The sequence below is a fragment of the Candidatus Pelagibacter sp. PS_44 genome (assembly GCF_059417735.1).
The window spans coordinates 35,472-60,709 of record NZ_CM182063.1 but is presented as its reverse complement, the minus strand read 5'-3'; the positions used below and the strand labels follow the sequence as shown (position 1 = coordinate 60,709).

The window sequence follows — 25,238 nt, the reverse complement described above, 5'->3', positions numbered from 1 at the left end:
AAATAAAACTATGAAAGAATTTGAAAACATTATCAATACAGCTTGGGAAAATAAAGATTCCATAAATGGTCAATCTGATAAGTCTATATTAGATGCCATCAACCAAACGATTGAACTTGTTGATAGTGGTGAACTAAGAGTTGCTGAAAAAAATGGTAATGAGTGGGTAGTCAATCAGTGGGTTAAAAAAGCAATAATGTTAAGTTTTAGGACCCATGATATGGATTCATTGAGTGGCCCATATAGCAGTTGGTATGACAAATCTCATTTACTAAAAGGTAAAACGTCAGGTTGGACAAAAGAAGATCATATAAAAGCTGGTTTTAGAATGGTTCCTAATTCACCTGTTAGAAAAGGTTCTTTTATTGGAAAGAATGCAGTGCTTATGCCTTGCTTTGTAAATATTGGAGCATATGTAGATGAAGGTACTATGGTGGATACTTGGGCTTCTGTAGGATCGTGTGCACAAATAGGAAAGAACTGTCACATATCAGGTGGTGCTGGAATTGGAGGTGTATTAGAACCAATGCAAGCTAACCCTACTATCATCGAAGATAATTGCTTTATTGGAGCTCGTTCAGAGATAGTTGAAGGAGTAATTGTTGGAGAAGGATCTGTATTATCTATGGGTGTATTTATTGGTCAATCTACAAAAATTGTTTACCGAGAAACTGGTGAAGTAATCTATGGAAAAATTCCACCCTACTCAGTAATAGTACCGGGCAGCATTCCAAGTAAAGATGGTAAAGGACCTGCTTTATATTGTGCAGTAATTATTAAACAAGTTGATGAAAAAACTAGATCTAAAACTTCTATTAACGACTTATTAAGAGACTAAATGCCAACTTACAATGAAATCACATTAGCTAAAGAGCTAATAAGATTTCCAAGCATTACACCCGTTGATGCTGGAGTAATGAAATTCTTAGCTAAAAAATTAACTGCTATTGGATTTAAATGTAAGATTTTAGAGTTTAAAGATAAAAATTCTAAACCAGTTAAAAACCTATATGCAAGATTAGGTAATTCTCAACCAAACTTTATGTTTGCTGGTCACTTAGATGTGGTACCTCCAGGAAATATAAAAGATTGGACGATTAAACCTTTTAGTCCAGCTATTAAAAAAAATCACCTTATTGGTAGAGGCGCTAATGACATGAAAAGTGCAATTGCAAGCTGGGTTGTTGCTGTAAATAGCTTTGTATCAAATAATAAAAAAATTAACGGATCAATTAGTTTATTAATTACTGGTGATGAAGAAGGTGTTGCAATTAATGGTACTAAAAAAGTAGTTGATTACTTAAAAAAGAAAAAAGAAAAAATAGATTTTTGTTTAGTTGGTGAGCCGACAAACCCTAATAAACTTGGTGAAATGATTAAAATTGGCAGAAGAGGAAGTATCAATGCTGAATTGACTATAATTGGAACTCAAGGTCATGTTGCATATCCTCATCGTGCTAAAAATCCATCGACTTCATTGATCAAGATACTAAATGAAATAAAAGAAATAAAATTTGATAAAGGCACAAAGGACTTTCAACCAACAAATTTAGAAGTAACTAAAATTAATATAAATAATACAGCTGATAATGTTATTCCAGGGCTTGCAAGAGCTACCTTTAACATAAGATTTAATAATAAACATACATCTTCTAGCTTAAAGAATAGATTAAATAAAATTTTCAAAAAAATTACCAAAAAAAATAAATCTAATTTTAAAGTAGAATATCGTGTATCAGGTGAGGCTTTTTTAACTAAACCCAATAAAACAACTTACATGATTCAAGATGTAATAAAAAAAATTACAAAAATTAAACCTCAATTTTCTACAACAGGTGGAACTTCAGACGCAAGATTTATTAGAAAAATTGCTCCATGTTTAGAATTTGGTTTAGTGGGCAAAACAATGCACAAAGTAGATGAGGCAGTATCTATTTCAGACTTAAAAAAGTTAACAAAGATATATTCTGAAATTCTTAAAAATTACTTTTAATGATTTGCATTAAAACAGATATTCCTAAAGAACTGAATGATATTGATGATGAATTAAAAGCTATTTATCACTCTAAAGATACTGTGTGTTTTTTTGTTTTTAAGAATAGAGAACAGCGTAATGAGTTTGTAGAAAGAACCAAAGGAATGCCAAAAGTAGAACGAGAAACTATTTATCAAGAATATCTATCTTAAATGAAAACTGGTTTAATAACTTCTGATACTTATCAAAATCATAATACGGGCGACGGTCATCCAGAGAAAATTGATAGAGTTGCAGTAGTTATCGATAATTTCAAAAAATTAGATAATAAAGATTTAGTTTGGAAAAAACCTTCAAAATTTGACCGGTCACTTTTAGAAATAACTCATAACTCTGATTATATAAAATTTGTAGAAAAATCTTTTCCTGAAAAAGGATTATCTTTTTTAGATGGAGATACAATTGTCTCTCCAGGAAGTAAGGATGCCACGTCAGATGCCGTAGGTTCAATTATCACAGCTATTGATGGTGTGCAAAATAAAGATTTTAAAAACGCTTTTTGCGCCGTTAGACCTCCAGGTCATCATGCAGAGAAAAATAAGGCTATGGGTTTTTGTATCTATAACAATGTAGCTGTTGGAGCTAATTATCTCATAAATAAATACAAACTTAATAAAATAGCAATTATTGATTTTGATGTGCATCATGGAAACGGCACTCAAGATATTTTTTATGATAATGAAAAAGTTCTATATATTTCTACTCATCAATACCCCTATTATCCAGGATCGGGTACTAATGATGAAAAAGGAAAACACAACAACATATTAAATATTCCTTTGCCAGCAGGAACAACATCAGAAGAATATTTAAATGCCTATGAATCTGTTCTTAATAAAATTAAAGAATTTAAACCTGAATTCATCTTACTTTCTGCGGGGTTTGATGCCCATAAAGATGATCCATTGGCACAACTTCAATTAGAGTCAAAAGACTTTTATAACATTACCAAAAGAACACTTGAGCTATCAAAACAATATTGTGATGGAAAAGTAGTGTCAATTTTAGAAGGTGGATACGATCTACTAGCACTTCAAGAAAGTACTGAGATGCATGTAAAAGCTTTACTAGAATTTAATTGATAATTTCTTAATACACATTAAAGAACTCACAATGAAACTTTACAAAATTAAAAAATCTAACATCGATAAAAAAGGTCGTGGGCTATATGCTACAAAAGACATCAAAGAAGGCACTAGAATTATTGATTATGTTGGCAAAATTATTACTAAGAAACAAACAGAAGAATCACAAAAGTTTGATAATGCAAAGCCCATCTATTTGTTTAATTTAAATAAAAAATACGACTTGGATGGAGATGTTTCTTGGAATATCGCACGTTTAATAAATCACTCTTGCTCTAATAATTGTGATTATAACGGGACAGGTTTAAAGTTATGGGTAGTTGCTATAAGAGATATTAAAAAAGGTGAAGAAATTACAGCTGATTATGGTTTTGGCTATGATGAAGATTACAAACAATTTCCATGCAAATGTAAGTCAAAAAATTGTTGTGGCTATATTGTTCGAGCAGAGTCTAGATGGAGAATTAATAAAAAATTTAGCATTGGTCGACAAAAAACTAGTAAATAACTTTTTCTAAGAATAATCCCTCAGCAGGTGCTGGTGGTGCACAAAGAATTCTTTTTTTTGATTTAATAACAAATTCAAATTTTTTTAAATTCCATTTATTTTCAGCTAAGTATTTTAAACTACCTACCATTGAACGTACTTGTTGTTGTAAAAATGATTGTGATTTAAATTGTATTTCAATTCTTCCACCATTTGATTTAATCAAAACAGATTCCATAGTTTTAATAGGACTTTTTGCATTACAGCTTGATGCTCTAAAAGTAGAAAAGTCTTTAGTACCTAAAAGTTTTTTTGCTCCTTTTTTCATTAACTCAATATCTAATTTTTTTATTATGTGCCAACCTCTTTCTTTTTCAAGAGAAGGCTTACTTAATCTATTAAAAATTATATATTTATAAATTCTTTGTTTGGCTGAATGTCTTGCATGAAATTTTACACTTCTTTTTTTAATTTTTAAAATAGAAATACCTTTATTATTTATAAAATGATTAATTGATTTTAATAACTTATCTAAATTTTGAATTTCTTTTTTGCAGTCAAAATGAGCTGACTGCTCTATCGCATGAACGCCTGCGTCTGTTCTTCCAGATCCTATCAAAACCACTTTTTCTTTTAAAAGTTTTGATAATTTGATTTGTATTTCTTTTTGAATTGATTTTCCTTTAGATTGTATTTGCCAACCAACAAAACTTGTTCCTATATACTCTATCAAAATTTGATATCTAAACATTTGTTAATCTTGAGCCTTTTATTATTTGAGAACCAAGAACAAATTCATTAATATTTTGAGGCTTTTTTCCTTGTCTTTGAATTTCAATAACTTTTATAGATTTTTGATCTCCACAGCTAATTTCTAAGTCACTAGTCATTACTTCACCTATTTCACCACTTTTAGTGCCTAATTCTGCTTTTAAAATTTTATATCTTTCTTCTTTAAAAATAAAAAAAGCCCCAGGGCTTGGGTATAATCCGTTTATTTTACCAATTATATTTTCTGCATTATCACTCCATTTTATTTCACCCTCAGATTTTTTAATTTTAGATGCATAGGTTGCATTGTTATGATCTTGCTCTTTAAATCTTACAGTATCATCAAGTATACCATCAATATTTTCTGATATTTTTTCTGAGGCTAAAATTGAAAGTTTTGCTGATATTGTTTCTGCATTGTCATTTTCTTTAATATCTATTTTATATGAATTACAAACAGGTCCAGTATCAAGTTTTTCTCCAATTTTCATAATACTAATACCTGTTTCTTTTTCTAAATTTATAATTGACCTTTGAATAGGGGCAGCTCCTCTCCACTTTGGTAATAATGATGCATGTATATTAATAAAACCTTTTTTGGATAAATCTAAAAAATCATTAGGAATAATTTGTCCATATGCAACTACTATAACTATATCAACATCTAATTTTTTAAAAAAATTAAATTCTTCATTATTACCTTTTAAAATTCTAGGGGTCCTACATTCAATATTTAATTCCTCTGAAATAACATGTATGGGTGATTTATTGTATCTTTGCCCTCTTTGTGATTTTTGTGGTGGTTGCGTATAAGTTGCAGATATCAAATATTTTTTTTTATGAAGTGCTTTTAGTATAGGTACAGCAAAAGATGGTGTACCCATAAAGACAATCTTCCTTGTCATTACTAAACAATAATTCTTTTAGATTTAAATTTAGAAAGTTTTTTTATAATCATTGATTTTTTGAGTTTTGATAAATAGTCTATGAATAAAATACCCTCTAAATGATCAATTTCGTGTTGAATACATGTTGCTAATAAACCCTCTGCTTTTAATATTTGTTTTTTTCCATAATAATCTAAATATTCAACCTCACACGTTTTTGGTCTTTCTATTTCTGCAAATTGATCTGGTACTGATAAGCATCCCTCTTCATATCTAGATTTATTTTCATTTTTATTTTTTATAACTGGGTTTACAAAATACAGTGGCTCTTTTTTATTTTCATCTCTACTAATATCCATAACAATAATTCTTTTAGGAATACCAATTTGAATAGCCGCCAAGCCTATTCCGGGTGCTGCATACATTGTATCTAGCATATCATCCATTAGCTTTCTTTCTTCATCACCTACCCTTTCAACAGGCTTTGAAATTTGCCTCAAAAATTTATTTGGTTCTGTCAAGATTTGTTTAACTGCCATAATTATCTATTATTTTAGTATAATTTTTAAACTTTTAAAGGAAGAACTTTAAGCAGAATCTTATTTCTTATTGGATCAATATCTAGCTGGTTAAGAGCACTAATTATAAAATATAATGTATCATCATCAATATTTTTTAGTTCATCTCGTCCAATAACTTCAATAACTCTAAGTATTGTTGCTGCCATATCTCCACTATTTATAAATATTTGAATGTCTGATGGCATTTCATAGTCATTGGGTTCATATAAAGTATTAAATTTATCAAGAACTTTTACTCCATCAGACTTTAAAGACTCAATTAAAATAATATCTTTTTTTGAGAAAAAATATTTTTTATCTTTTTTAATTTTTTTTAATAAATTATTTACGTCTTTGTTAATATCACTTAAGCCATTTTCTAATATAAAATGATTAATCAATTTTGATTGATGTAAAATTTTATTATTTATTTTAATATTAGTTAATTTATTTTCTTTTTTATCAATATAATTTTGATAAAAAGTTGTGTAATTAGATGGGACTTCTTGTTCATCAATATCACTTAAAAGGTTTCTTAATTCATCAGAAAATGCCTCTTCCATTTCATCAATTTTAAACGAGTTTTTTAGTGCATTCATTAGCTCAAGTTTTTTTTCTATATTTGTTGTAATCAAAATTCCTTGATAAATTAAAGCCCTAGCCTCAATAGCAGGTATTACTTTTGTAGATTCTTTAATGTTAAGTAGTTGATTTATGGTGAATTGGAATCTCTTATAAAGTTCAAATAATTCCTTTTCTGAATAATTGCCATCATGAGTGGCCTTTTCAATATTTGCAATTTTATCTAATTCATTAATTTCAATATCATTGATTTTATATAAAAGGTTTGATGTCGACAAATATCGCCATATTTCTTTTGCTGTTGAGTTTTTAGGTTCAAATTTAAAATCTGGGTTAGTTATATGAGATAAATGAAAATTTAAAATTGTATTTTCTGATATTTCTGTATCAGGTTCGTTGGTATAACCCATCAAATGATTAATTTTTTTTTCAAAAAACTTATCATTAAAATCATTAAGTTCTTTTTTTAAATCTATCAGTAGTTGAGCTTCTTCCTTTTTGTTATTATGAATAAGGCAATAAATATTAAATTTAGATAAATAAACATCTTCTATGGAATCTTTAATTTCAGAAAATATTTCACAAGCTTTTTTAACATTTGATTCAGACAAATAATAATCAACCAAATATTTAGTTAATTTTGGATTCTCATTGATAATTTGATTTTTTAATAGATAACTTTCAATTAATTGATAATTTGATTTTTTAATAAGCCAGTTAGACTTTATTTCTAAAAACTGTTCTTCTGTAATATTTTGTTTGGGATAATATGCATTGGTCAAAAGTAAAATATCCATTATTTCTGAAGCATCTTGAGATAAATTGAGCTTATCTATGCGCTTAAAAATATTTAAAATTTGATCACCATTAGAATTAGACCACATATTTATATCTAGCCCATTTTCTTCTGGATCATATAAGCCTACTAATTTTACCTCTTTTGAGACTAAAGTTTGTGATTGCTCTATACTTAACTCACTATTACTTTGAGATTGCATTTCATAAATACTGTTCTGAGGAATTTCTTTGTCATCATCATTTTTGGTATTTAAGACTTTATTCGTATTGCTCTTTTCTTCTATACTCCAGATATCAATAGGTTCTTGTGATTGAACATTAAGACTTATAAAAAAGAAAAACAGAAAAATTATAAAACATTTTCTATTTAACAATTTTAAGTTTTTCATTTGAGATAATTTTTTCAACATCTTTGTTGGGGTATGGGACTTCTATTTTTCCTAAAAACATTGTGGCAACTACAACAACAACTAAAATCAATAATACTTTAATTAATAGACCTCTAGTTCTGCTGCTACTTGTATTTTTTGTAAATTGCATATAATCTTTTATTAATTTCAAATTAAGACATATTTGTGTTTTTTCAATAAAGAAAGCTTATGGATTCAAATAAAAACATCATTTTTTTAGGAATGATGGGATCTGGAAAATCCTCTATAGGAAGTTTAGTGTCAAAAAAACTAAAACTTCCATTCATCGATATTGATAATTTAATTGAGGAGTCTTTAAGGATGTCAATTACAGAAATATTTGAAAATAAAGGAGAAGATTATTTCAGAAAATTAGAAGAAAAAATCACACTTAAATCCTTAAACAATAAAAAAAATGTGATTGCTCTGGGTGGAGGTGGTTTTATAAATGATAATATTAGAAAAGAGGTTTTGTCAAATCATATCAGTTTTTGGCTTGATTGGGATGAATCAATTTTGCTTCAAAGAATAAGAAATAGTAAAAAAAGACCATTAGTTTTTAAATCAACCGATAAGGAAATTAAAGAAATTATTAAAAAAAGAATTAAGGTATATTCTAAAGCACAATTTAAGATAAACTGTAATAAACTTACAAAAACTGAAATACAAAAAAAAATAATAAAAATTTATGAGCTTAATTAAAATACAAGTGAATACTACCAATCAAAAATACCCTATTTATATAGGAAATAATATTTTAAATAAATTAAATAAATTTTTAAAGATCACTTCTATAAATTTAAATAGTTGTCTTGTTGTGGCAGACAAAAATGTCCCCAAAAAATTGATTAAAGAAATACTTAAATCTTTACCAAGATACTCAACCATAATTCACTATTTCAATGCGAGTGAAAAAAATAAAAACCAAAATAGTGTACAAAAAATTTTATCAATTCTTTTAAAAAAAAACTTTAACAGAAACGATTGTTTAATTTCTATTGGAGGGGGCATAACAGGGGATGTCTCAGGGTTTGCAGCAAGTATATATAAAAGAGGTTTAAAATTTATTAATATTCCAACTACTTTACTCTCACAGGTAGACTCATCAATTGGCGGTAAGACTGGCGTAAATACTCCATATGGTAAAAATTTAATTGGATCATTTTACCAACCAAGTTTAGTTATTTCTGATATAAATTTTTTAAAGTCTTTGCCAAAAAGAGAAATCGTTTGTGGTTATGGAGAGGTACTTAAACACTCTCTGATTAAAGATAAGAAATTCTTTTTATTTTTGAATAAAAATGGAACTAACATTTTAAGATTAAAAAGCCCATTCATTGAAAAAGCTATTTATCAAAGCTGTTTAATAAAAAAAAGAGTGGTTGAGGAAGATGAAAAAGAGATGGGGATAAGAAAAATATTAAACCTCGGACATACTTTTGCTCATGCATTTGAAGCAACACTTGGATACTCAAAAAGATTAAATCACGGTGAGGCTGTTATACTGGGAGTAAAAACAGCAGCAAAGTTCAGTCTAATAAATAAAAATTTGAATATAAAAGATTTTCAAATAATTGAAAATCATCTTAATAAATTAAATCTTCCAAGTGATATTAATAAATTTTTTTCAATTAAGGATCTTAATAAGATTTTATCTTTTATGAAAAAGGATAAAAAAAACAATACAAAAAAAATTAATTTAATTTTATTAAAAAAAATTGGTACCCCTATTCATAAACTTGAATTCAATGAAAAAAGAATTGCTACTTTTTTACAAAAAGAATTAATTCAATAATATTTGTATTGAATGTATATAATTTCTAAGCTCTAAATCTAAGATATTATAAATTTTTTTTGTTGATTCTATTTTAGATAATTGAGTAAGCTCATTAGATTTAATGGTCAATTTTAAATGGTACCTTCCTTCTTGATTTTGCTTGTGGTTTTTATGTAGAAAACTTTTATCTTCAATTTTTAAATCCTGAATTATGATTTCCTTTTGAAGTTTATTTTTAACAATTGTAATTAATTCGTTTATATTCATAAATAATAACTTATTATTATATAGCATGAAAAATATTTGTGATTGGAATAATTGTTTTGAAATAGGTGAATATAAAGCACCAATTGAAAAAGATAATAGTAAAAAATACCGATTACTTTGTTTGGCACATGTCAAAGAATTCAATAAGAATTGGAATTATTTTAAAGGTATGGATGATGAGCAGGTCTTTGATTTTCTTAAATCTGATATGACATGGCATAAACCAACTCAAAGCTTTAGTTCTTCTGATAATTTTTTTAAAGTTTTGTGGAACACAACTTTAAAGGATGAATTTGATAAAACAAAGCTTAGGGGTGAATACAACCATATGAATCAATTTAAATTTGATGCTAATGATATTAAAGCTTTTAGTATTTTAGGAGTTTCTGTTGGATTAAAATGGGAACAAATACAAAACAAATTCAAAACTCTTGTCAAAAAATTTCACCCTGATATTAATTTAGGGAATAAAGAATACGAAGAAAAACTTAAATTAATTACTTTAGCTTACACCCAGCTAAAGAATACATATAGGGAAAAAATTGACACCTAATTTAAATATACAACCAGATATCAAAATATCTTTAAAACAATCTTTTGGAATTGACTCGGATATGGAAGTGGATGCTTTCTCAAAAAAAAGTGAGTATGTCCCAGAAATAGACAAAAATTACAAATTTGATAAAGACACCACTCTTGCAATAGTTTCGGGATTTGCATTTAATAAAAGAGTTTTAGTTCAGGGTTATCATGGAACTGGTAAATCAACTCACATAGAACAAATTGCTGCTAGATTAAATTGGCCCTGTATTAGAGTAAATTTAGACAGTCATGTAAGTAGAATTGATTTAATTGGTAAAGACGCAATAGTTGTAAAGGATGGAAAACAAGTTACTGAATTTAAAGAAGGTATTTTGCCTTGGTCAATACAAAACCCGGTTGCTCTCGTTTTTGATGAATATGATGCTGGTAGACCCGATGTTATGTTTGTTATTCAGAGAGTTCTAGAAGCTGAAGGTAATTTTACTCTTCTAGATAAAAATAAAGTAATAAAGCAAAATAAATTTTTTAGACTGTTTGCAACATCTAACACTGTAGGATTGGGGGATACTACTGGATTGTATCATGGAACTCAGCAGATTAACCAGGGTCAAATGGATAGATGGAATATTGTAACATCACTGAACTATCTTAGTCTTGATAAAGAAATGGAGATTGTTTTGGCAAAAAATAAAAATTTGAATAATTCAAAAGGTAAAGAAAAAATCGCAAACATGATTAAAGTAGCCTCTTTGACTAGAAAAGGATTTATAGCTGGAGATATATCTACCGTAATGAGTCCCAGAACAGTATTGCATTGGGCAGAAAATACTGAAATCTTTAAAGACACCGGCTATGCATTTAGAGTTACCTTCTTAAACAAGTGTGATGACATTGAAAAAAATACTATAGCTGAATATTATCAAAGATGTTTTGGTGAGGAACTGCCAGAGTCTATGGTTAATATTCAGATTTAAATGAGCAGCAAAGAAAATAATTTTAAAGAGCAATTTAAGCAAGCTTTAATTTCAACTGCAAAAGTAATTTCTGAAGACTATAAGTTGGATGTAAAAAAACTTGATCAAAATTTAAGTAATAAAAAGATTGATTTTTTTGATGTAACCAATTTATCAAGTAAAAATGATTTTATTAGATTGAGAGCAGAAACAGATTCAGGAGCTTTAAAGAAAAAATTTTCAAATAAAGATATATTTAATAAAAACCTACCAAATAATCCATCTTGTAAATCTTTATATAATATCGCAGAAAAAATTAGATATGAGGTTTTGGGTGGAAAAATGCTCAAAGGTGTTGGAAAAAATTTAAACGAAAACTATAAACAAAAGATTAATTCTAATCATAAAGATCAAATCAAAAACAAGGATGATGTTCCTGTTGCTGAGGCATTTGAGCTTTTTATGTTAAAAAAATTTTTTAATTTAAAACTTAACTCAACATCATCCAAAATGTTAAGTGTTTGGGAGAAAGATTTTTCAACATTTATTGATAAGCACATAGATTTTTTAAATGAAAACTTAGAAGATCAAGACAATTACAGTTTAAAATTTTCTGAAATTTTAGAAAATATGGATATTTTTAATTCAAATAATGAAGAAAATAATAAGAATGAAGATGAAAAAGATAATTATCAAGATAATAAATCTGAGAATAATGATGAAAATCAACCAGATGCTAAAGAAGATGAAAATAAACAGGATGAGGTAAAAGCTAGTCTTGATGCAGGGTTTGATCTTAGTGATCAACAAATGAATGAACAACTAGAGGACTCTGAATCATTAGAAGAAAGCTCAGAGAGTGTTCTTCAAAAATCTAATCTTAACAATATTGATCAAGAATATAAAATTTATACAAATGAATTTGATGAAATTGCAAAAGCAGAAATTTTAGAAGACTTAAAAGAAACTCAAAAGCTACGAAAAAATTTAGATCAACAGTTAATTGGTTTTCAAGATCTTATTACTAAGCTTGCTAATAAATTACAGAGACAACTTCTTGCTAAACAAAATCGATCCTGGGAATTTGATTTAGAGGAAGGTTTGTTGGATAGCTCAAAATTAACAAGAGTAATTATGGATCCATATAATTCTTTATCATTTATGAAAGAGAAAGATCTTGATTTTAAAGATACTATAGTAACACTTCTAATTGATAACTCAGGTTCAATGCGTGGACGTCCAATTACTATTGCTGCTCTTTGTGCGGATATATTATCTAGAACTTTAGAAAGGTGTTCTGTTAAAGTAGAGGTTTTAGGTTTTACCACTAAAAATTGGAAAGGTGGAAAAAGTAGAGAAGCTTGGGCAAAAAGAAATAAGCCAAAGAATCCTGGAAGACTAAATGATTTAAGACATATAATTTATAAAGGTGCTGATACTCAATGGCGACAGACTAAAAATAATATAGGTCTGATGCTTAAGGAAGGTCTTTTAAAAGAAAATATAGATGGTGAGGCTATATCGTGGGCCTACAATAGAATAAAAAAAAGAAAAGAGGAAAGAAAAATTTTGATGGTAATTTCAGATGGGGCTCCTGTGGATGACTCAACCTTATCTGTCAATTCTGGAGATTTTCTAGAAAAACATTTAAAAAAAATAGTTAAGTTCATAGAGATTAAAACTGATGTTGAAATTCTTGCAATTGGGATTGGTCATGATGTATCGAGATACTATGATAAGGCCATTAAAATAACAGATGTTCATGAACTTGGTGATGTTATGATATCCCAATTAAGTGGCTTATTTGAAACTAAAAATAAATTACATTAAAGTTTTAAAAGATCTTGATTTTTCCACTTTATATTAACTTCAGCACCTGTTCTTGTTTCTGAGTTTTTACATAAAATACTTGCATGATTTTTTTCAAGCAAAGTTTTTCCTATAAACATTCCAAGTCCTAATCCAGATTTTGACTTTATAGAAGACTTTAGAGATTTAACATAAGGTTCACCAATTTTACTTAGCACATCCTTAGGATACCCCTCACCATCATCCTCGATCATAATTTCAGAAAACTCACTATTTGTTTTAAGTGTTATAAAAACTTTTTTTCTTGAAAATTTATTTGCATTACCAATAAAATTTCTCAAGCCATAAATTACCTCTATGGACTTATTAAATCTTAATGGATTAGAATTTTGATCATAATTTACAATAAACTGTTTTTTGCTTATTTCTTGAAACGATTTAACAATCTCATCTATATATTTTGACAATGTAAGATTACTATCAATAAAATTATCCTCTATTATTGGGTTTAATGTAAGCTTTTTAAGTATCTCACTACACCTATCTATCTGACTGACTAACAATTCAACATCCTTTTTAACATCAATATCATCTTTAAATTGTTTTAATAAATCTGATGAAATAATTTTGATAGTTGAAAATGGAGTTCCAAGAGAATGTGCGGCAGCAGCGGCTTGTCCTCCTAAGGATAAAAGTTCATGCTCTTTTGACATGATTTCTTCCATTTTATTTAGTGCCTCTTTTCTTATTCTGGATTCTGATCCAAAGGTTGAAGCAAAATAATTCAAAAAAAGTAAAGCAATAATTAATGCTATTGGAATTGAATAGTAATAATAGCTGTCTACGTGAAAATGTTCTTTAATTGGATAGGGTAAAGGTTGATTAAAAAAAGTAAGAAAAATAATTATTAAAACTGTAAAGCAAACTAATAATAAATTACTTCTAAAACCTAAATTAGACGATGAAAATATAGCTGGGATAATCAAAAAAATTGAAAAAGGATTTATAATTCCTCCTGTTAAATAAATCAAACAACTCAGTTGTAAAATATCAATAAATAAAAAAAGAAATGCTATCTTATCACTTAGTTGAGTATTCTGATTAATATAGATTAAATAAAGATTACTTAGCACTCCTAATAGAATTGTTGAATTTGCTAAAATTAGACTAAATCTAAAATCAAAAACAAAATAAATAAGGTTTACTGTTATGAGTTGACCAATAATTGCAATCCATCTTAAATTTATGTAAGTAGATTTTTTTAATGAAAAATATTTTGAAGTTTCGAAAAACTTCATTATTAGATATCTAGATTTTGAACATTAATTGCATTTGACACAATAAAGTCTTTTCTTAAGGCAACATCATTGCCCATTAAAGTGTGAATTAAATCTTGGTCTTTTTTTAAGTCTTTTGAATATTGAACTTGTAATAAATTTCTAGTTTCAGGATCCAAAGTCGTGCTCCACAATTCTTCTGGATTCATCTCTCCTAATCCCTTAAACCTTTGGATACTCATTCTTGATTTTTCTTCCTCATAAGCTCTCATAAATTCTTTTGTTCCTTTTTTTATTTTTTGTAATTCTTTGTTATGTTTTAAAATATAGTCTTCTAATTCTTTTTCATCTTTAATGTAAATCCCTTTTGAACCTTTGTTTATTTTAAACAAAGGTGGTTGGGCTAGATAAACATGACCATTTTCAATCAATTTATTAAATGGCTTATTATTAAAAAATGTTAACAACAAAGCTCTAATATGAGATCCATCAACATCAGCATCAGTCATAATAATTATTTTACCGTACCTTAAATCCTTTAAATCAATATCTTGAACCTTTGGGTCTAAACCAAGTGCATTAATCAAAGTTACCACTTCATTTGATGACATCATTTTTGCTAATGACTTTGTTCTATGTTCGCTCCCATCTTTATTACTATTTTTTTTGAGAACAATTTCTTCAACATATGTATTAAGTATTTTTCCTCTTAATGGTAAAACAGCTTGATTAGATCTATTCCTGCCCTGCTTAGCTGAACCTCCCGCAGAATCTCCCTCTACTATAAATAATTCAGTGCCTTCTTGTTTACCTATTTGGCAATCAGCAAGTTTTCCTGGTAAACCACTTAGCTCTAGTGCACCTTTTCTTCTGACATTCTCCCTAGCTTTTCTAGCAACATCTCTTGCTAAAGCTGCTTGCATTACTTTTGCTAAAATAATTTTAGACGTTGATGGGTTTTGATCAAACCATATCGATAATTTTTCACTTATAATATTTTCTACAATCATTCTAACTTCTGATGAAACTAGCTTATCTTTTGTTTGTGATGAAAATTTAGGATCTGGTATTTTCGCTGAAATTACACAAGTTAATCCCTCTTTAATATCATCACCTGATATAGTTAATTTATTTTTTTTCAATAGATTATGCTCAGTAGCATATTTATTGATAACTCTTGTAAGTGCACTTCTAAATCCTAGTAAATGGGTTCCACCATCTTTTTGATATATATTATTTGTATAAGGATAAATATCTTCACCATAGCTTGCATTCCATTTTAGAGAGCATTCAATTTCTATATTGTCTTTTTTGCCTTCAATATAAATTGGTTTTTTAAACAAATCATTTCCTGTTTTATTTAAAAGTTTTTCTCTTTTTTCATCTAAAAAATCTACAAATTCTAAAACCCCACCATCAAATTTGAATTCAATTACCTTTTCTTTTTTTTGATTTAAATCATTAATTCTGATTTTTATTCCTTTATTTAAAAATGCAAGTTCTCGCATTCTTTTAATAATAATATTAGATGAAAATTTTATTGAAGAAAAAATCACTTTTGATGGTAAAAAAGTTATTTGTGTACCAGTATTTTTTGATTTTCCTACAATTTTAAGCGGTGCAACTGATACACCATCTTTAAATTCCATATAATATCTATTGCCATCTCTCTCAATCTCTAATTTTAATTTTTCTGATAACGCATTAACTACTGAAACTCCAACTCCATGAAGTCCCCCTGACACCTTGTATGAATCATGATCAAATTTTCCACCCGCATGAAGTTGTGTCATAATAACTTCTGCTGCAGACATTTTTTCACCTTTATGCATATCTACAGGAATTCCTCTACCATCATCTCTTACAGTAATTGTTCCATCAGAGTTAATTTTAACTTCTATATTTTTACAATGCCCTGCTAAAGCTTCATCAATTGAATTATCAACAACTTCATAAACCATATGATGCAAACCAGTGCCATCATCTGTGTCACCAATATACATTCCGGGTCTCTTTCTAACCGCCTCAAGACCTTTTAAAACTTTGATGGAGTCTGCTTGATATGTTGAATTATTTTTCATATTATTTAAATGGAAATTGATTAATTATAACATTTTTTAGAAAAAAATATGGAAATTTATCTTATAGCCACACATTATAATGCCTATTAAACCTTTATTTTAAAGGTTTTTTTGATATTGGAGGAGAGACAGGGATTCGAACCCTGGGTACCTTTAACAGTACACACACTTTCCAAGCGTGTGCTTTAAACCGCTCAGCCATCTCTCCTTAACTTTCAATAAATATCCATGGATGTTCTTTATAAGTTGTATATTTTTTAAACCAGAAAGAAAGGTATCTTTCAGCAAGGTAAGCATATATTCTTATAGTATCATAGCCAGCAAGATTTTTAAATCCTATTTTTTTTCACATCTTTCTAACCAAACAAACAATTTTCTAAACCACTTGTTAGCAATTTAAATAATCATTTTCCAAATGATTATTTCAAAACCAGAAATTTTATATTATGTTTTTTCAATATGTAGTATTATTTTGTTTGTTACACAAAATATTTCTAAGTTATTAATTTTCATTTTTTTTCAATAAAAACAATCTCATTAAATCTACCTTGAAATATATTAATTTCTTTTAGGTTATCTAAGAAATATTTTTTATCACTGTTATTAATATACTTGGAGTCAAAATCTTTGTTTTTTTTAATCAAATTAAGAATTTCTCTTAATGTTGGTTTTTCTTTTTCTAAATTCATATCTTTTCTTACATCTGGAAAATCAAGCTCCTCAACTATAAAAATTCCTTTTGGTTTTAATTTTCGAAACAAAATAAATAAACTTATAATTTGATCTTTAAGATAATGTCCAGCATCTTCAATGATAAAGTCAAAATTTTCATCTTTATTAATAATTTTATTTTTTAATTCTAATTCTGAACTTGTATCAATTAAAAAATTTTTTATTCTTTTAGATTTATAGGTAAATAAATCTGGAAAAATATCACCACACCAAATCTGAGCATTTTTAAAATAAAAAAATAATGCTGCTGCTGCGTTACCTCTAAAAGAACCTAATTCAAGTATATTTAAGTACTGTAATTTTTTTTTTTAAAATATTTATCATAAAAGTGATCATAACTGTGTCCAGGAATCAACTTACTCTCTCTCTTAGCTGGTTTTTGGTATTGATTAATATAAAAATCACCCTTATCGCTATTAAAATATTGAAATAAATAATTTAGATCTTTATGAAATAAATATTCATGATTTATTGAAAAATGATCTAAATTTTTAATTTTTGGATAATAAAATTTATTTAATAGATAAATGAATGGAAGAGTTAAGTTTAAATAAAATTTTTTAAACAAGCTTGCTTTTACTAATCTATGTGAATAATAAATTTGTATAAATGTTTTAAATTTCATATAAATAAATCAATTAATTAACTCAATTTGTTATCATCTTATTATATTTTTGATACAGTAAAGCTATTAAAATGCATAATAAATTATTAAAAAAAATTGCAGGTATGTTTGGTTATAAATTGATTGATAAAAATTATATCAAAAATAATAGAATCATTGAAAGCAATACATTTTTAACAATTGACAAGATATTAAACTTTTTATTTATTGAAAAAAAAATAAATTGTTTAATTCAAATCGGCGCAAATGACGGTTTAAGATTTGATATATTAAATAAATATATAAAAAAATATAAGGTAAAATCTATTTTAGTAGAGCCAATTAAAAATAGTTTTAATGATTTGGTCAAAAATTTTGAAAGTTATGAAAATGTTATATTTGAAAATGTTGCTATCTCAGTAAACAATCAAATTTCCCACTTATATAAAATTAATCCTAAGAAAGAGGGGAAATATTGTAGTGAACATTTCAAAGGCATCATGTCATTTGATAAAAAACATCTATTAAAACATGGGGTAAAAAAAAATGACATAGTAAAAGAAGAGGTTGTATCTACATCCATCAATAGTTTGATTAAAAAATATAATTTAGATTTTATAGATTTGATATTTATTGATGCTGAGGGTTATGATGTAGATATAGTTGAAGATTTTTTTAAAAATTCTTTAAAAAGACCTGTTATTATTTTTGAATATCTTCATGTTTCTAATAAAAAATTTGAAAATTTAATAACTGTTTTTAATGAAAAAAAATATCTTTTTTTTTCTTTGAATGAAAATATAGTTTGTTTTCCTGATGAAAAACAAAATTATATTAAATTCAATTAACTATCCAATCTTTATATTTATCTACATTTTTTAAGATGTAATTAGGAAAAGTTTTATCAATTTTACTCGCTTTATATTTTTCGTCTCTACCTATAATATCATCTCCTAAATCAATTTTTTTTTTAATTTCATCTATCTGTAAATATTTTAGATCTATCTTTTCTTTAAAATGATATGGATCATTTGTTTCACATAAATTTTGGTATTTATAAAGTAGTTGTTCTGCACTTTTTAAATTACAAAAATGCCAACCACCATTTTCAATAATATTGTTTAATCTAATTTTATCAATTCTCCAAAAGGGTCTTTTTTTAAATTTTAAATTTCTTAACCACTGTGGAGATTTCAAAAACTTTTGAATACATATTCTGCTTCCATACCAGTAAGGATTTTTTGTACTTTGTAAATTTATTTTGTAATAATAATGATTTTGCTTAAAAGCAGCATAACGCATTTCTTTTTTAAATTTTTGTATTGAATCTGGATTTGGTATTTCATCCAAATCTGAAATAATAACTAAATCGTTTTCTGACGAAGATATAAGTCCTCTTAATATAGCATTCCTTTGAAAATTTTCTCTTAGGTAAGGATCATCACCATCTGGCATATCTTCTACTGGAACATATATTATTTTTTTTTTAAAATTTGGAAATTTATCTATATTAAATCTCAATTTTTTAGGATTATTCTGCCATGTTTTATTTCCTTCAACTATTACAAAATAGTCTACATATTCATTTAGGATATTTAGTCTCAAATCTAACAATAAATCTTCATCCCAATATGAAAAACAATCGTAAATTTTCATAAGCTATCTTTATTAATCTTTAGAACTCCTATGAAGGCTTCCTGAGGGATTTCTACTTTACCAAATTGCTTCCCTCTGGCTTTTCCTTTTTTTTGTTTGTCTAATAATTTTCTTTTTCGATCTCTGGCACCCCCACCATGAATTTTAGTTAATACATCTTTTTTAAATCCTTTAATTGTCTCTCTTGCTATAATCTTTCCGCCAATAGCAGCCTGTACTGGAATCATAAAATTATGACGAGGAATTAAATCTTTTAATTTTTCACATACCTCTCTTCCAACAGTTTGTGCAAAATCTTTATGAACCATCATAGACAATGCATCAACTGGCTCAGCGTTAACTAAAATGCCCAGTTTTACTAAATCACCTTCTCTGTGACCTATAATTTCATAGTCAAAACTAGCATATCCACTGGTCATCGACTTAAGTCTATCATTAAAATCAAAAACAACTTCGTTTAAAGGTATTTCATAATTTAAAACAGCCCTATTACCAGAATAACTTAAATTTGTTTGTACACCTCTTTTATCTTGGCAAACTTTTATAATTGACCCCAAATATTGATCTGGAGTTATTATTGTTGCTTTAATCCAAGGCTCTTCAATAAACTTAATTAGTGTTGGATCTGGTAAACTAGAGGGGTTTTGAAGTTCTATAACCTCTCCTTTATTCATATGGACTTTGTAAACCACACCTGGTGTAGTTGTTAATAAATTTATATCAAATTCTCTTTCTAGTCTCTCTGTAATTATTTCTAAATGCAATAGACCTAAAAAACCACACCTGAAACCCAATCCTAAAGCTGACGAAGACTCTGCCTCAAAAGAAAAACTAGCATCGTTTAATTGTAACTTACCCAAACCATCTTTAAGTTTTTGATACTCAGAACTATCAACTGGAAACAGTCCACAAAAAACTACTGGTTTACTTCTCTTAAAACCTGGGAGCGCTTCTTGTAATGGTTTGGTTGCATCACATATAGTGTCTCCAACTTTTGTTTCAGACAAAACTTTTATTCCAGTTGTTATAAAACCAATTTCACCTGCATTTAACTCTTTCATATCAGTTGCTTTAGGAGTAAAGACACCAACTTTTTCAATAATATATTCTTGATTTGTTGACATCATTTTTATCTTCATATTTTTATAAATTTTTCCATCAATAACTCTGACTAAAATAACTACACCTAGATAAGTGTCATACCAACTATCAACTAATAAACACTTTAAATCTGCATCTTTTTCTCCCTCTGGTGCCGGCAATGATACAATAATTTGTTCTAAAATTTCATTAATACCTTCACCTGTTTTTCCTGAACAAGGAATAGCATTTTCAGTATCAATACCGATTACTTCCTCTATTTGTTTTTTTGTTTTTTCTAAATCTGAAGCTGGTAAATCAATTTTGTTTAGAACAGGTACTATCTCATGGTTTATATCTAGTGCTTGATAAACATTAGCTAGTGTTTGTGCTTCTACACCTTGTGTACTATCAACAATCAATATAGATCCTTCGCACGCATATAAAGATCTGCTAACCTCATAACTAAAATCAACATGACCTGGTGTATCAATTATATTCAAGATATAATCTTTACCATCTTTAGATTTATAATTTAGTTTTACTGTTTGAGCTTTAATTGTAATTCCTCTTTCCCTTTCTATGTCCATTGAATCTAATACTTGAGCCTTCATTTCTCTTTCAGTAAGCCCTCCACAACTATGTATTATTCTATCTGCAATGGTGGATTTACCATGATCAATATGTGCAATAATTGCAAAGTTTCTTATATGATCAATCTTTGCCATAACTATGATCTAATCTTTGCGTCAGTTTTTGTTTCTACAGCTGATATAATAAGTTGATTAATTTTATTAAGGTCTTCTTCATTTAATGTTTTTTCTAAAGATTGGATAGTTACATTAAGTGCAATTGATTTTTTATTTTCTGGAATATTTGAACCCTCATAAACATCAAAAACTTTAACTGATTTTATTAATTCTTTATCTACATTAGATATAATATCTATTAGTTCCTGTACTTTAAAATTTTTATCTAACACAAAAGCAAAGTCTCTTTCTGATTTTTGAAAATCTGAATATTTATATTGAGTTTTTTGATCTTTTAATGATTTTTTAGGATGTTTAATATTGTCTAAAAAAATTTCAAAACCAACTAAAGCTTCTGATTTAATATCTAATTTCTTTAAAATCTTTGGATGAATATCACCAAAAAAAGCTATTACCTTTTCTTTACCTTTGTTTAAGAAAACTCTTCCTGATTTTCCTGGGTGATAATAATTAGGTGTCTCATCATCTATATAAAATTTATCTTTATTAAATCCCGCTTCAACTAAACTTTGAATAACATCTCTTTTTACATCAAAAACATCAACTAACCTTTCTTTTTCAATCCAACTCTGTCTAGTCAATTTACCTGAACTTAAGCCACTAATTACTGTCTGTTGTTCACCTGGTTTACTTCCTTGAAAAGTAGGGCCAATCTCAAATATTGATAAATCCTTAAAACCTCTTCCTAAATTCTTGTCTAAATGAATAATCAAATTTGAAAAAATTGAAGATCTTAATACGTTTAAATCTGAACTAATGGGATTAACTATCTTAATTTCTTTATTTTTTTCTAGAAATAATTGATTAATTTTACTGTCTGTAAAAGACCAAGTTATTGCCTCTAGATACCCCTTTGAAGCTATAGATCTTTGTAAAAAATGAAATAGTTTTTGTTTTGAATTTAATGTGTCTTTAGCTCTATTCTTTTCAGGCTCAATCATTTTAATTTGATCATAGCCTTTAATTCTCACCAACTCTTCTACTACATCAACTTCTTGGGAAATATCAGGTCTCCATGGTGGAATTATCAAATCAAAAAAGTTTTTAGTTTTTTTAACTTCAAATCCTAAATTTTCTAAAATTTGTATCATTTCTTTTTTTGCAATATTAAATCCAGTAATTTTTTCAAATAAAACAGGATTAAATTTTATATTGCTTTTTTTTGTTTTTTCTGTTTTTTGGATATCGAATTCACTAATTTCTCCACCACAAATTTCTTTAATTAATCTAGCTGCTTTTTCAAGACCTTGCTCTATGGATAGCGGATCAATACCTCTTTCAAATCTAAATTTTGCATCAGTATCTATATTTAAAATTTTAGAAGACTTTCTAATTGATCTTGGACTAAAATACGCTGACTCAATTAATACATTTTTTGTATCAAACTCTGTTCCTGTTCTAGTTCCACCTATTATACCACCAAGACCTAATACGCCTGAACTATCAGAAATTACACACATATCACTTTCTAATTCGTACTCTTTATTATCTAGTGCTTCAAATTTTTCACCTTTTTTAGAATTTCTAACAATGATTTGTTTATCAATTTTATCAACATCATATGCGTGCAAAGGTCTATTTAAATCAATCATTACATAATTTGTAATATCAACTATTGCAGATATAGGTTTTTGACCGAGAGATATTATCTTTTCTTTTAACCAATCAGGACTTTCTGTATTTTTTACACCTTTAATTAAACAACTGCCAAATGATGTACAGGCCTGACCTTTTTCATTTAAAATTTTAACATTAACAGTTTGTTTTCCTTTTTTTTTTAATTTTTGCTCTTTTTTCTTTATTAGTTTGCCAGCTCCAGCTGCTGCTAAATCTCTTGCTATACCACTCACTCCTAAACAATCTGCTCTATTAGGGGTAATAGAAATATCAATTACATTTAAATCATTTTTTGGAAAATAATTTTTACCAATTTTTTTTTCATATTTTTTTGTTGAAAGCTCTGTAATGCCATCACTTTCTTCCGATAAATTTAACTCAGACTCTGAACAAAGCATCCCTGATGAGGTAACTCCTCTTATTTTGCTTACCACTAACTTCATTTGATTTTTTGGGATTACTGCACCTGGTGGAGCATAAATTGTTAACAATCCTTCTTTTGCATTTGGTGCACCACAGACTACTTTTACAGGATTACCCGAGCCTATATCAACATCGCATACTTTTAGTCTATCTGCATCTGGATGTTTTTCTGCCTTTAAAATTTTAGCTACTATGAATGCATCAAGCTCACCTGATTGCTTATCTACACTTTCTACTTCTAAACCAATATCTGTAAGTTTATCTATAATTTCGTTTTCATTTAATTTTGTGTCTAAATGTTCTTTGAGCCAGTTAGTTGTAATCTTCATCTACTTAGGCCTCTATAATTTGTTGGTACATCTATTGGATCAAATCCAAAGTGATTTAACCATCTATAGTCACAATCAAAAAAGGCTCTTAAGTCATTTATGCCATACTTAAGCATTGCCAATCTATCTATACCTATTCCAAATGCATAGCCTTGAAACTCATCAGGATTTACCTTCACATTTCTTAAAACATTTGGGTGAACCATTCCACATCCCAAAACTTCAAGCCATTTGTCACCTTCTCCAATAACTATTTTTCCATCTTTAATTTCATAACCAATATCAACTTCAGCTGAAGGTTCTGTAAATGGAAAATGACTAGGTCTAAATCTCATTTTTATCTTATCAACTTCAAAAAACTCTTTAATAAAATAATTTAAGCATCCTTTTAGATGACCCATGTTAATATCTTTATCAATATGTAGTCCTTCTACTTGATGGAACATAGGTGCATGAGTTTGATCACTATCAGACCTATACGTTCTACCAGGTGCAATTATTTTAAAAGGCGGTTTATCATTTAACATTGTTCTAATTTGTACTGGAGAAGTATGGGTCCTTAACAATAATTCTTTTTTATCATCTAAATAGAAAGTGTCATGCATATCTCTTGCTGGATGATTGTCAGGCGTATTTAATGCTGTAAAATTATTATATTCATTTTCAATATCTGGTCCTTCTTCAACACTAAATCCAATTTCTGAAAAGATTGAGGAAATTTCATCTATAACCTGTGACACTGGGTGTATCTTTCCCTGTGTGAAGGGTCTCTCTGGTAAAGTTATATCTACTTTTTCTTTTTCAAGTTTTTGATTAATTTCTTTTGTTTCAATATCATCAATTTTTTCGGATATTAAATTTTGCAGTTCATCTTTTACCTGATTTAAGTCTGATGCAAATTTCTTTCTTTCTTCTTCAGCTACCTTTCCCAACATTTTAAATTGAGAACTAATTAGACCAGCTTTACCAAATAAATCTGTCTTGATTTGATTAACTTGATTAAGGTCTAAATTACCTTTTAGCTTTAAAAGAAAATCATCTTTTATTTTTTTAATATCAGACATATTGAGAGATTATTTCTTCACCGAAGAAAAACAATAGTGAAGATTAATTTAGTGCTGATTGAGCCTTTTGAACAATAGTTTTAAAGGCTTCTGGACTATCGTATGCTATTTCAGCTAATATTTTTCTATCTAGCTTAATGCCACATTTTGTTAAACCATTAATAAATTTTGAATATGTTAAGCCCTCAGATCTAACACCTGCATTAATCCTTTGAATCCATAATGATTTAAATTCTCTCTTTTTTGTTCTACGGTCTCTGTATGCATACTGCATAGCTTTTTCCATAGCTTGCTTTGCAACTCTTATTGTACTTTTTCTTCTGCCCCACTGACCTTTTACAGCTTTTAAAACTTTTTTATGTTTCGCGTGACTTGTGACACCTCTTTTAACTCTTGCCATATTATCCTCTTAAACTGTAAGGCATATATGATTTAACTATTTTGCCATCCTGTTTTGACATAGTAGTTGTGCCTCTTAATTTTCTAATTTGTGAATTTGTTCTTTTGATCATGCCATGTCTTTTTCCAGCCTGAGCCATCATAACTTTACCTGTGGCAGAGATTTTAAATCTTTTTTTTGCTGAACTTTTTGTTTTTAATTTTGGCATAATTCTGCGGTCTTATACAAATATTGTAATAGA

27 protein-coding genes and 1 tRNA gene are annotated in these 25,238 nt (G+C 27.8%); 11 read left to right on the top strand and 17 right to left on the bottom strand.

Features of this window, described 5'->3' with window-relative positions:
- Window positions 1-10 precede the first annotated feature (10 nt).
- From dapD to AC5SLO_RS00280, 5 genes are read left to right on the top strand one after another with little or no spacing between them, the layout of a single operon-like run.
- Window positions 11-838 carry a 2,3,4,5-tetrahydropyridine-2,6-dicarboxylate N-succinyltransferase gene (dapD, locus tag AC5SLO_RS00300; RefSeq protein WP_494573232.1) on the top strand — a complete coding sequence of 276 codons (828 nt, stop codon included), beginning with the start codon at window positions 11-13 and terminating at the stop codon, window positions 836-838.
- Window positions 839-1,993, top strand: coding sequence for a succinyl-diaminopimelate desuccinylase (dapE, locus tag AC5SLO_RS00295; RefSeq protein ID WP_494573231.1), 1,155 nt, complete (start codon window positions 839-841; stop codon window positions 1,991-1,993). It abuts the gene before it with no gap.
- Complete coding sequence (locus AC5SLO_RS00290) at window positions 1,993-2,187, top strand: hypothetical protein (RefSeq protein WP_011281728.1); 195 nt, start codon at window positions 1,993-1,995, stop codon at window positions 2,185-2,187. The genes dapE and AC5SLO_RS00290 overlap by 1 nt, the downstream gene beginning before the upstream one ends.
- Complete coding sequence (locus tag AC5SLO_RS00285) at window positions 2,188-3,117, top strand: histone deacetylase family protein (protein WP_494573230.1); 930 nt, start codon at window positions 2,188-2,190, stop codon at window positions 3,115-3,117.
- Between the two features lie 31 nt (window positions 3,118-3,148).
- Window positions 3,149-3,628 carry an SET domain-containing protein gene (locus tag AC5SLO_RS00280; RefSeq protein ID WP_494573229.1) on the top strand — a complete coding sequence of 160 codons (480 nt, stop codon included), beginning with the start codon at window positions 3,149-3,151 and terminating at the stop codon, window positions 3,626-3,628.
- Here AC5SLO_RS00280 and truA read toward each other — a convergent pair.
- From truA to AC5SLO_RS00255, 5 genes are read right to left on the bottom strand one after another with little or no spacing between them, the layout of a single operon-like run.
- Window positions 3,618-4,358, bottom strand: coding sequence for a tRNA pseudouridine(38-40) synthase TruA (gene truA / locus AC5SLO_RS00275; protein ID WP_494573228.1), 741 nt, complete (start codon window positions 4,356-4,358; stop codon window positions 3,618-3,620). The two genes, AC5SLO_RS00280 and truA, sit on opposite strands and share 11 nt — an antisense overlap.
- Window positions 4,351-5,283 (bottom strand): methionyl-tRNA formyltransferase, encoded by a 933-nt coding sequence (fmt, locus tag AC5SLO_RS00270; protein WP_494573227.1) that lies wholly within the window; start codon window positions 5,281-5,283, stop codon window positions 4,351-4,353. The genes truA and fmt overlap by 8 nt, the downstream gene beginning before the upstream one ends.
- Window positions 5,284-5,285: 2 nt before the next feature.
- Window positions 5,286-5,804 (bottom strand): peptide deformylase, encoded by a 519-nt coding sequence (def, locus tag AC5SLO_RS00265; RefSeq protein ID WP_494573226.1) that lies wholly within the window; start codon window positions 5,802-5,804, stop codon window positions 5,286-5,288.
- A gap of 26 nt (window positions 5,805-5,830) precedes the next feature.
- Entirely contained in the window at window positions 5,831-7,594 is a 1,764-nt protein-coding gene (locus AC5SLO_RS00260) for a hypothetical protein (protein ID WP_494573225.1), read from the bottom strand.
- A complete protein-coding gene (locus AC5SLO_RS00255) occupies window positions 7,569-7,766 on the bottom strand; it encodes a hypothetical protein (RefSeq protein WP_494573224.1) in 198 nt (65 codons plus the stop codon). Before AC5SLO_RS00255 ends, AC5SLO_RS00260 begins: the two co-directional genes overlap by 26 nt.
- 38 nt (window positions 7,767-7,804) lie before the next feature.
- On the opposite strand from AC5SLO_RS00255, the gene AC5SLO_RS00250 reads away from it, so the two are divergent.
- Both AC5SLO_RS00250 and aroB read left to right on the top strand, forming a co-directional pair.
- Complete coding sequence (locus AC5SLO_RS00250) at window positions 7,805-8,317, top strand: shikimate kinase (protein ID WP_494573223.1); 513 nt, start codon at window positions 7,805-7,807, stop codon at window positions 8,315-8,317.
- Window positions 8,304-9,410: a 3-dehydroquinate synthase gene (gene aroB, locus AC5SLO_RS00245; RefSeq protein ID WP_494573222.1), complete on the top strand. Its 1,107-nt coding sequence runs from the start codon at window positions 8,304-8,306 to the stop codon at window positions 9,408-9,410. The genes AC5SLO_RS00250 and aroB overlap by 14 nt, the downstream gene beginning before the upstream one ends.
- On the opposite strand, the gene AC5SLO_RS00240 is transcribed toward aroB, so the two are convergent.
- A complete protein-coding gene (locus AC5SLO_RS00240; RefSeq protein ID WP_494573221.1) occupies window positions 9,399-9,659 on the bottom strand; it encodes a BolA/IbaG family iron-sulfur metabolism protein in 261 nt (86 codons plus the stop codon). The two genes, aroB and AC5SLO_RS00240, sit on opposite strands and share 12 nt — an antisense overlap.
- 25 nt (window positions 9,660-9,684) lie before the next feature.
- Here AC5SLO_RS00240 and AC5SLO_RS00235 point away from each other — a divergent pair, with 25 nt between their 5' ends.
- Genes AC5SLO_RS00235 through AC5SLO_RS00225 form a run of 3 tightly spaced genes read left to right on the top strand, consistent with a single transcriptional unit; the run spans window position 9,685 to window position 12,985 of the window.
- Entirely contained in the window at window positions 9,685-10,212 is a 528-nt protein-coding gene (locus AC5SLO_RS00235; RefSeq protein ID WP_494573220.1) for a J domain-containing protein, read from the top strand.
- Entirely contained in the window at window positions 10,202-11,176 is a 975-nt protein-coding gene (gene cobS, locus AC5SLO_RS00230) for a cobaltochelatase subunit CobS (RefSeq protein WP_494573219.1), read from the top strand. Before AC5SLO_RS00235 ends, cobS begins: the two co-directional genes overlap by 11 nt.
- Window positions 11,177-12,985, top strand: coding sequence for a cobaltochelatase CobT-related protein (locus AC5SLO_RS00225; protein WP_494573218.1), 1,809 nt, complete (start codon window positions 11,177-11,179; stop codon window positions 12,983-12,985). It begins immediately after the preceding gene.
- Here the strand turns inward: AC5SLO_RS00225 and AC5SLO_RS00220 are convergent.
- The 5 genes from AC5SLO_RS00220 to AC5SLO_RS00200 all read right to left on the bottom strand — a co-directional run bounded on the left by AC5SLO_RS00220 (window position 12,982) and on the right by AC5SLO_RS00200 (window position 17,679).
- A complete protein-coding gene (locus AC5SLO_RS00220) occupies window positions 12,982-14,262 on the bottom strand; it encodes an ActS/PrrB/RegB family redox-sensitive histidine kinase (RefSeq protein WP_494573217.1) in 1,281 nt (426 codons plus the stop codon). The two genes, AC5SLO_RS00225 and AC5SLO_RS00220, sit on opposite strands and share 4 nt — an antisense overlap.
- A gap of 2 nt (window positions 14,263-14,264) precedes the next feature.
- A complete protein-coding gene (locus tag AC5SLO_RS00215; RefSeq protein WP_494573216.1) occupies window positions 14,265-16,322 on the bottom strand; it encodes a DNA gyrase subunit B in 2,058 nt (685 codons plus the stop codon).
- Between the two features lie 118 nt (window positions 16,323-16,440).
- Window positions 16,441-16,530, bottom strand: a tRNA-Ser gene (locus AC5SLO_RS00210).
- Between the two features lie 301 nt (window positions 16,531-16,831).
- Complete coding sequence (locus AC5SLO_RS00205) at window positions 16,832-17,083, bottom strand: hypothetical protein (RefSeq protein WP_494573215.1); 252 nt, start codon at window positions 17,081-17,083, stop codon at window positions 16,832-16,834.
- A 257-nt stretch (window positions 17,084-17,340) separates the two neighbouring features.
- Window positions 17,341-17,679: a hypothetical protein gene (locus AC5SLO_RS00200; protein WP_494573214.1), complete on the bottom strand. Its 339-nt coding sequence runs from the start codon at window positions 17,677-17,679 to the stop codon at window positions 17,341-17,343.
- Window positions 17,680-17,750: 71 nt separating this feature from the next.
- Between AC5SLO_RS00200 and AC5SLO_RS00195 the strand changes: the two genes are divergently transcribed.
- On the top strand, window positions 17,751-18,506 hold the full coding sequence (locus AC5SLO_RS00195; RefSeq protein ID WP_494573213.1) for an FkbM family methyltransferase: 756 nt from the start codon (window positions 17,751-17,753) through the stop codon (window positions 18,504-18,506).
- Here AC5SLO_RS00195 and AC5SLO_RS00190 read toward each other — a convergent pair.
- Genes AC5SLO_RS00190 through rpmI form a run of 6 tightly spaced genes read right to left on the bottom strand, consistent with a single transcriptional unit; the run spans window position 18,499 to window position 25,205 of the window.
- The gene (locus AC5SLO_RS00190) at window positions 18,499-19,314 is read right to left on the bottom strand and encodes a glycosyltransferase family 17 protein (RefSeq protein WP_494573212.1); all 816 of its coding nucleotides are present in this window, start codon (window positions 19,312-19,314) and stop codon (window positions 18,499-18,501) included. The genes AC5SLO_RS00195 and AC5SLO_RS00190 overlap by 8 nt on opposite strands.
- A complete protein-coding gene (gene lepA, locus AC5SLO_RS00185) occupies window positions 19,311-21,122 on the bottom strand; it encodes a translation elongation factor 4 (protein ID WP_494573211.1) in 1,812 nt (603 codons plus the stop codon). The genes AC5SLO_RS00190 and lepA overlap by 4 nt, the downstream gene beginning before the upstream one ends.
- Before the next feature lie 2 nt (window positions 21,123-21,124).
- Window positions 21,125-23,533 carry a phenylalanine--tRNA ligase subunit beta gene (gene pheT, locus AC5SLO_RS00180; protein WP_494573210.1) on the bottom strand — a complete coding sequence of 803 codons (2,409 nt, stop codon included), beginning with the start codon at window positions 23,531-23,533 and terminating at the stop codon, window positions 21,125-21,127.
- Window positions 23,530-24,597, bottom strand: coding sequence for a phenylalanine--tRNA ligase subunit alpha (gene pheS, locus AC5SLO_RS00175; protein WP_494573209.1), 1,068 nt, complete (start codon window positions 24,595-24,597; stop codon window positions 23,530-23,532). The genes pheT and pheS overlap by 4 nt, the downstream gene beginning before the upstream one ends.
- 43 nt (window positions 24,598-24,640) lie before the next feature.
- Complete coding sequence (gene rplT / locus AC5SLO_RS00170; RefSeq protein WP_271516858.1) at window positions 24,641-24,997, bottom strand: 50S ribosomal protein L20; 357 nt, start codon at window positions 24,995-24,997, stop codon at window positions 24,641-24,643.
- Between the two features lies 1 nt (window position 24,998).
- Window positions 24,999-25,205 carry a 50S ribosomal protein L35 gene (rpmI, locus tag AC5SLO_RS00165; protein ID WP_168606837.1) on the bottom strand — a complete coding sequence of 69 codons (207 nt, stop codon included), beginning with the start codon at window positions 25,203-25,205 and terminating at the stop codon, window positions 24,999-25,001.
- Window positions 25,206-25,238 lie beyond the last annotated feature (33 nt).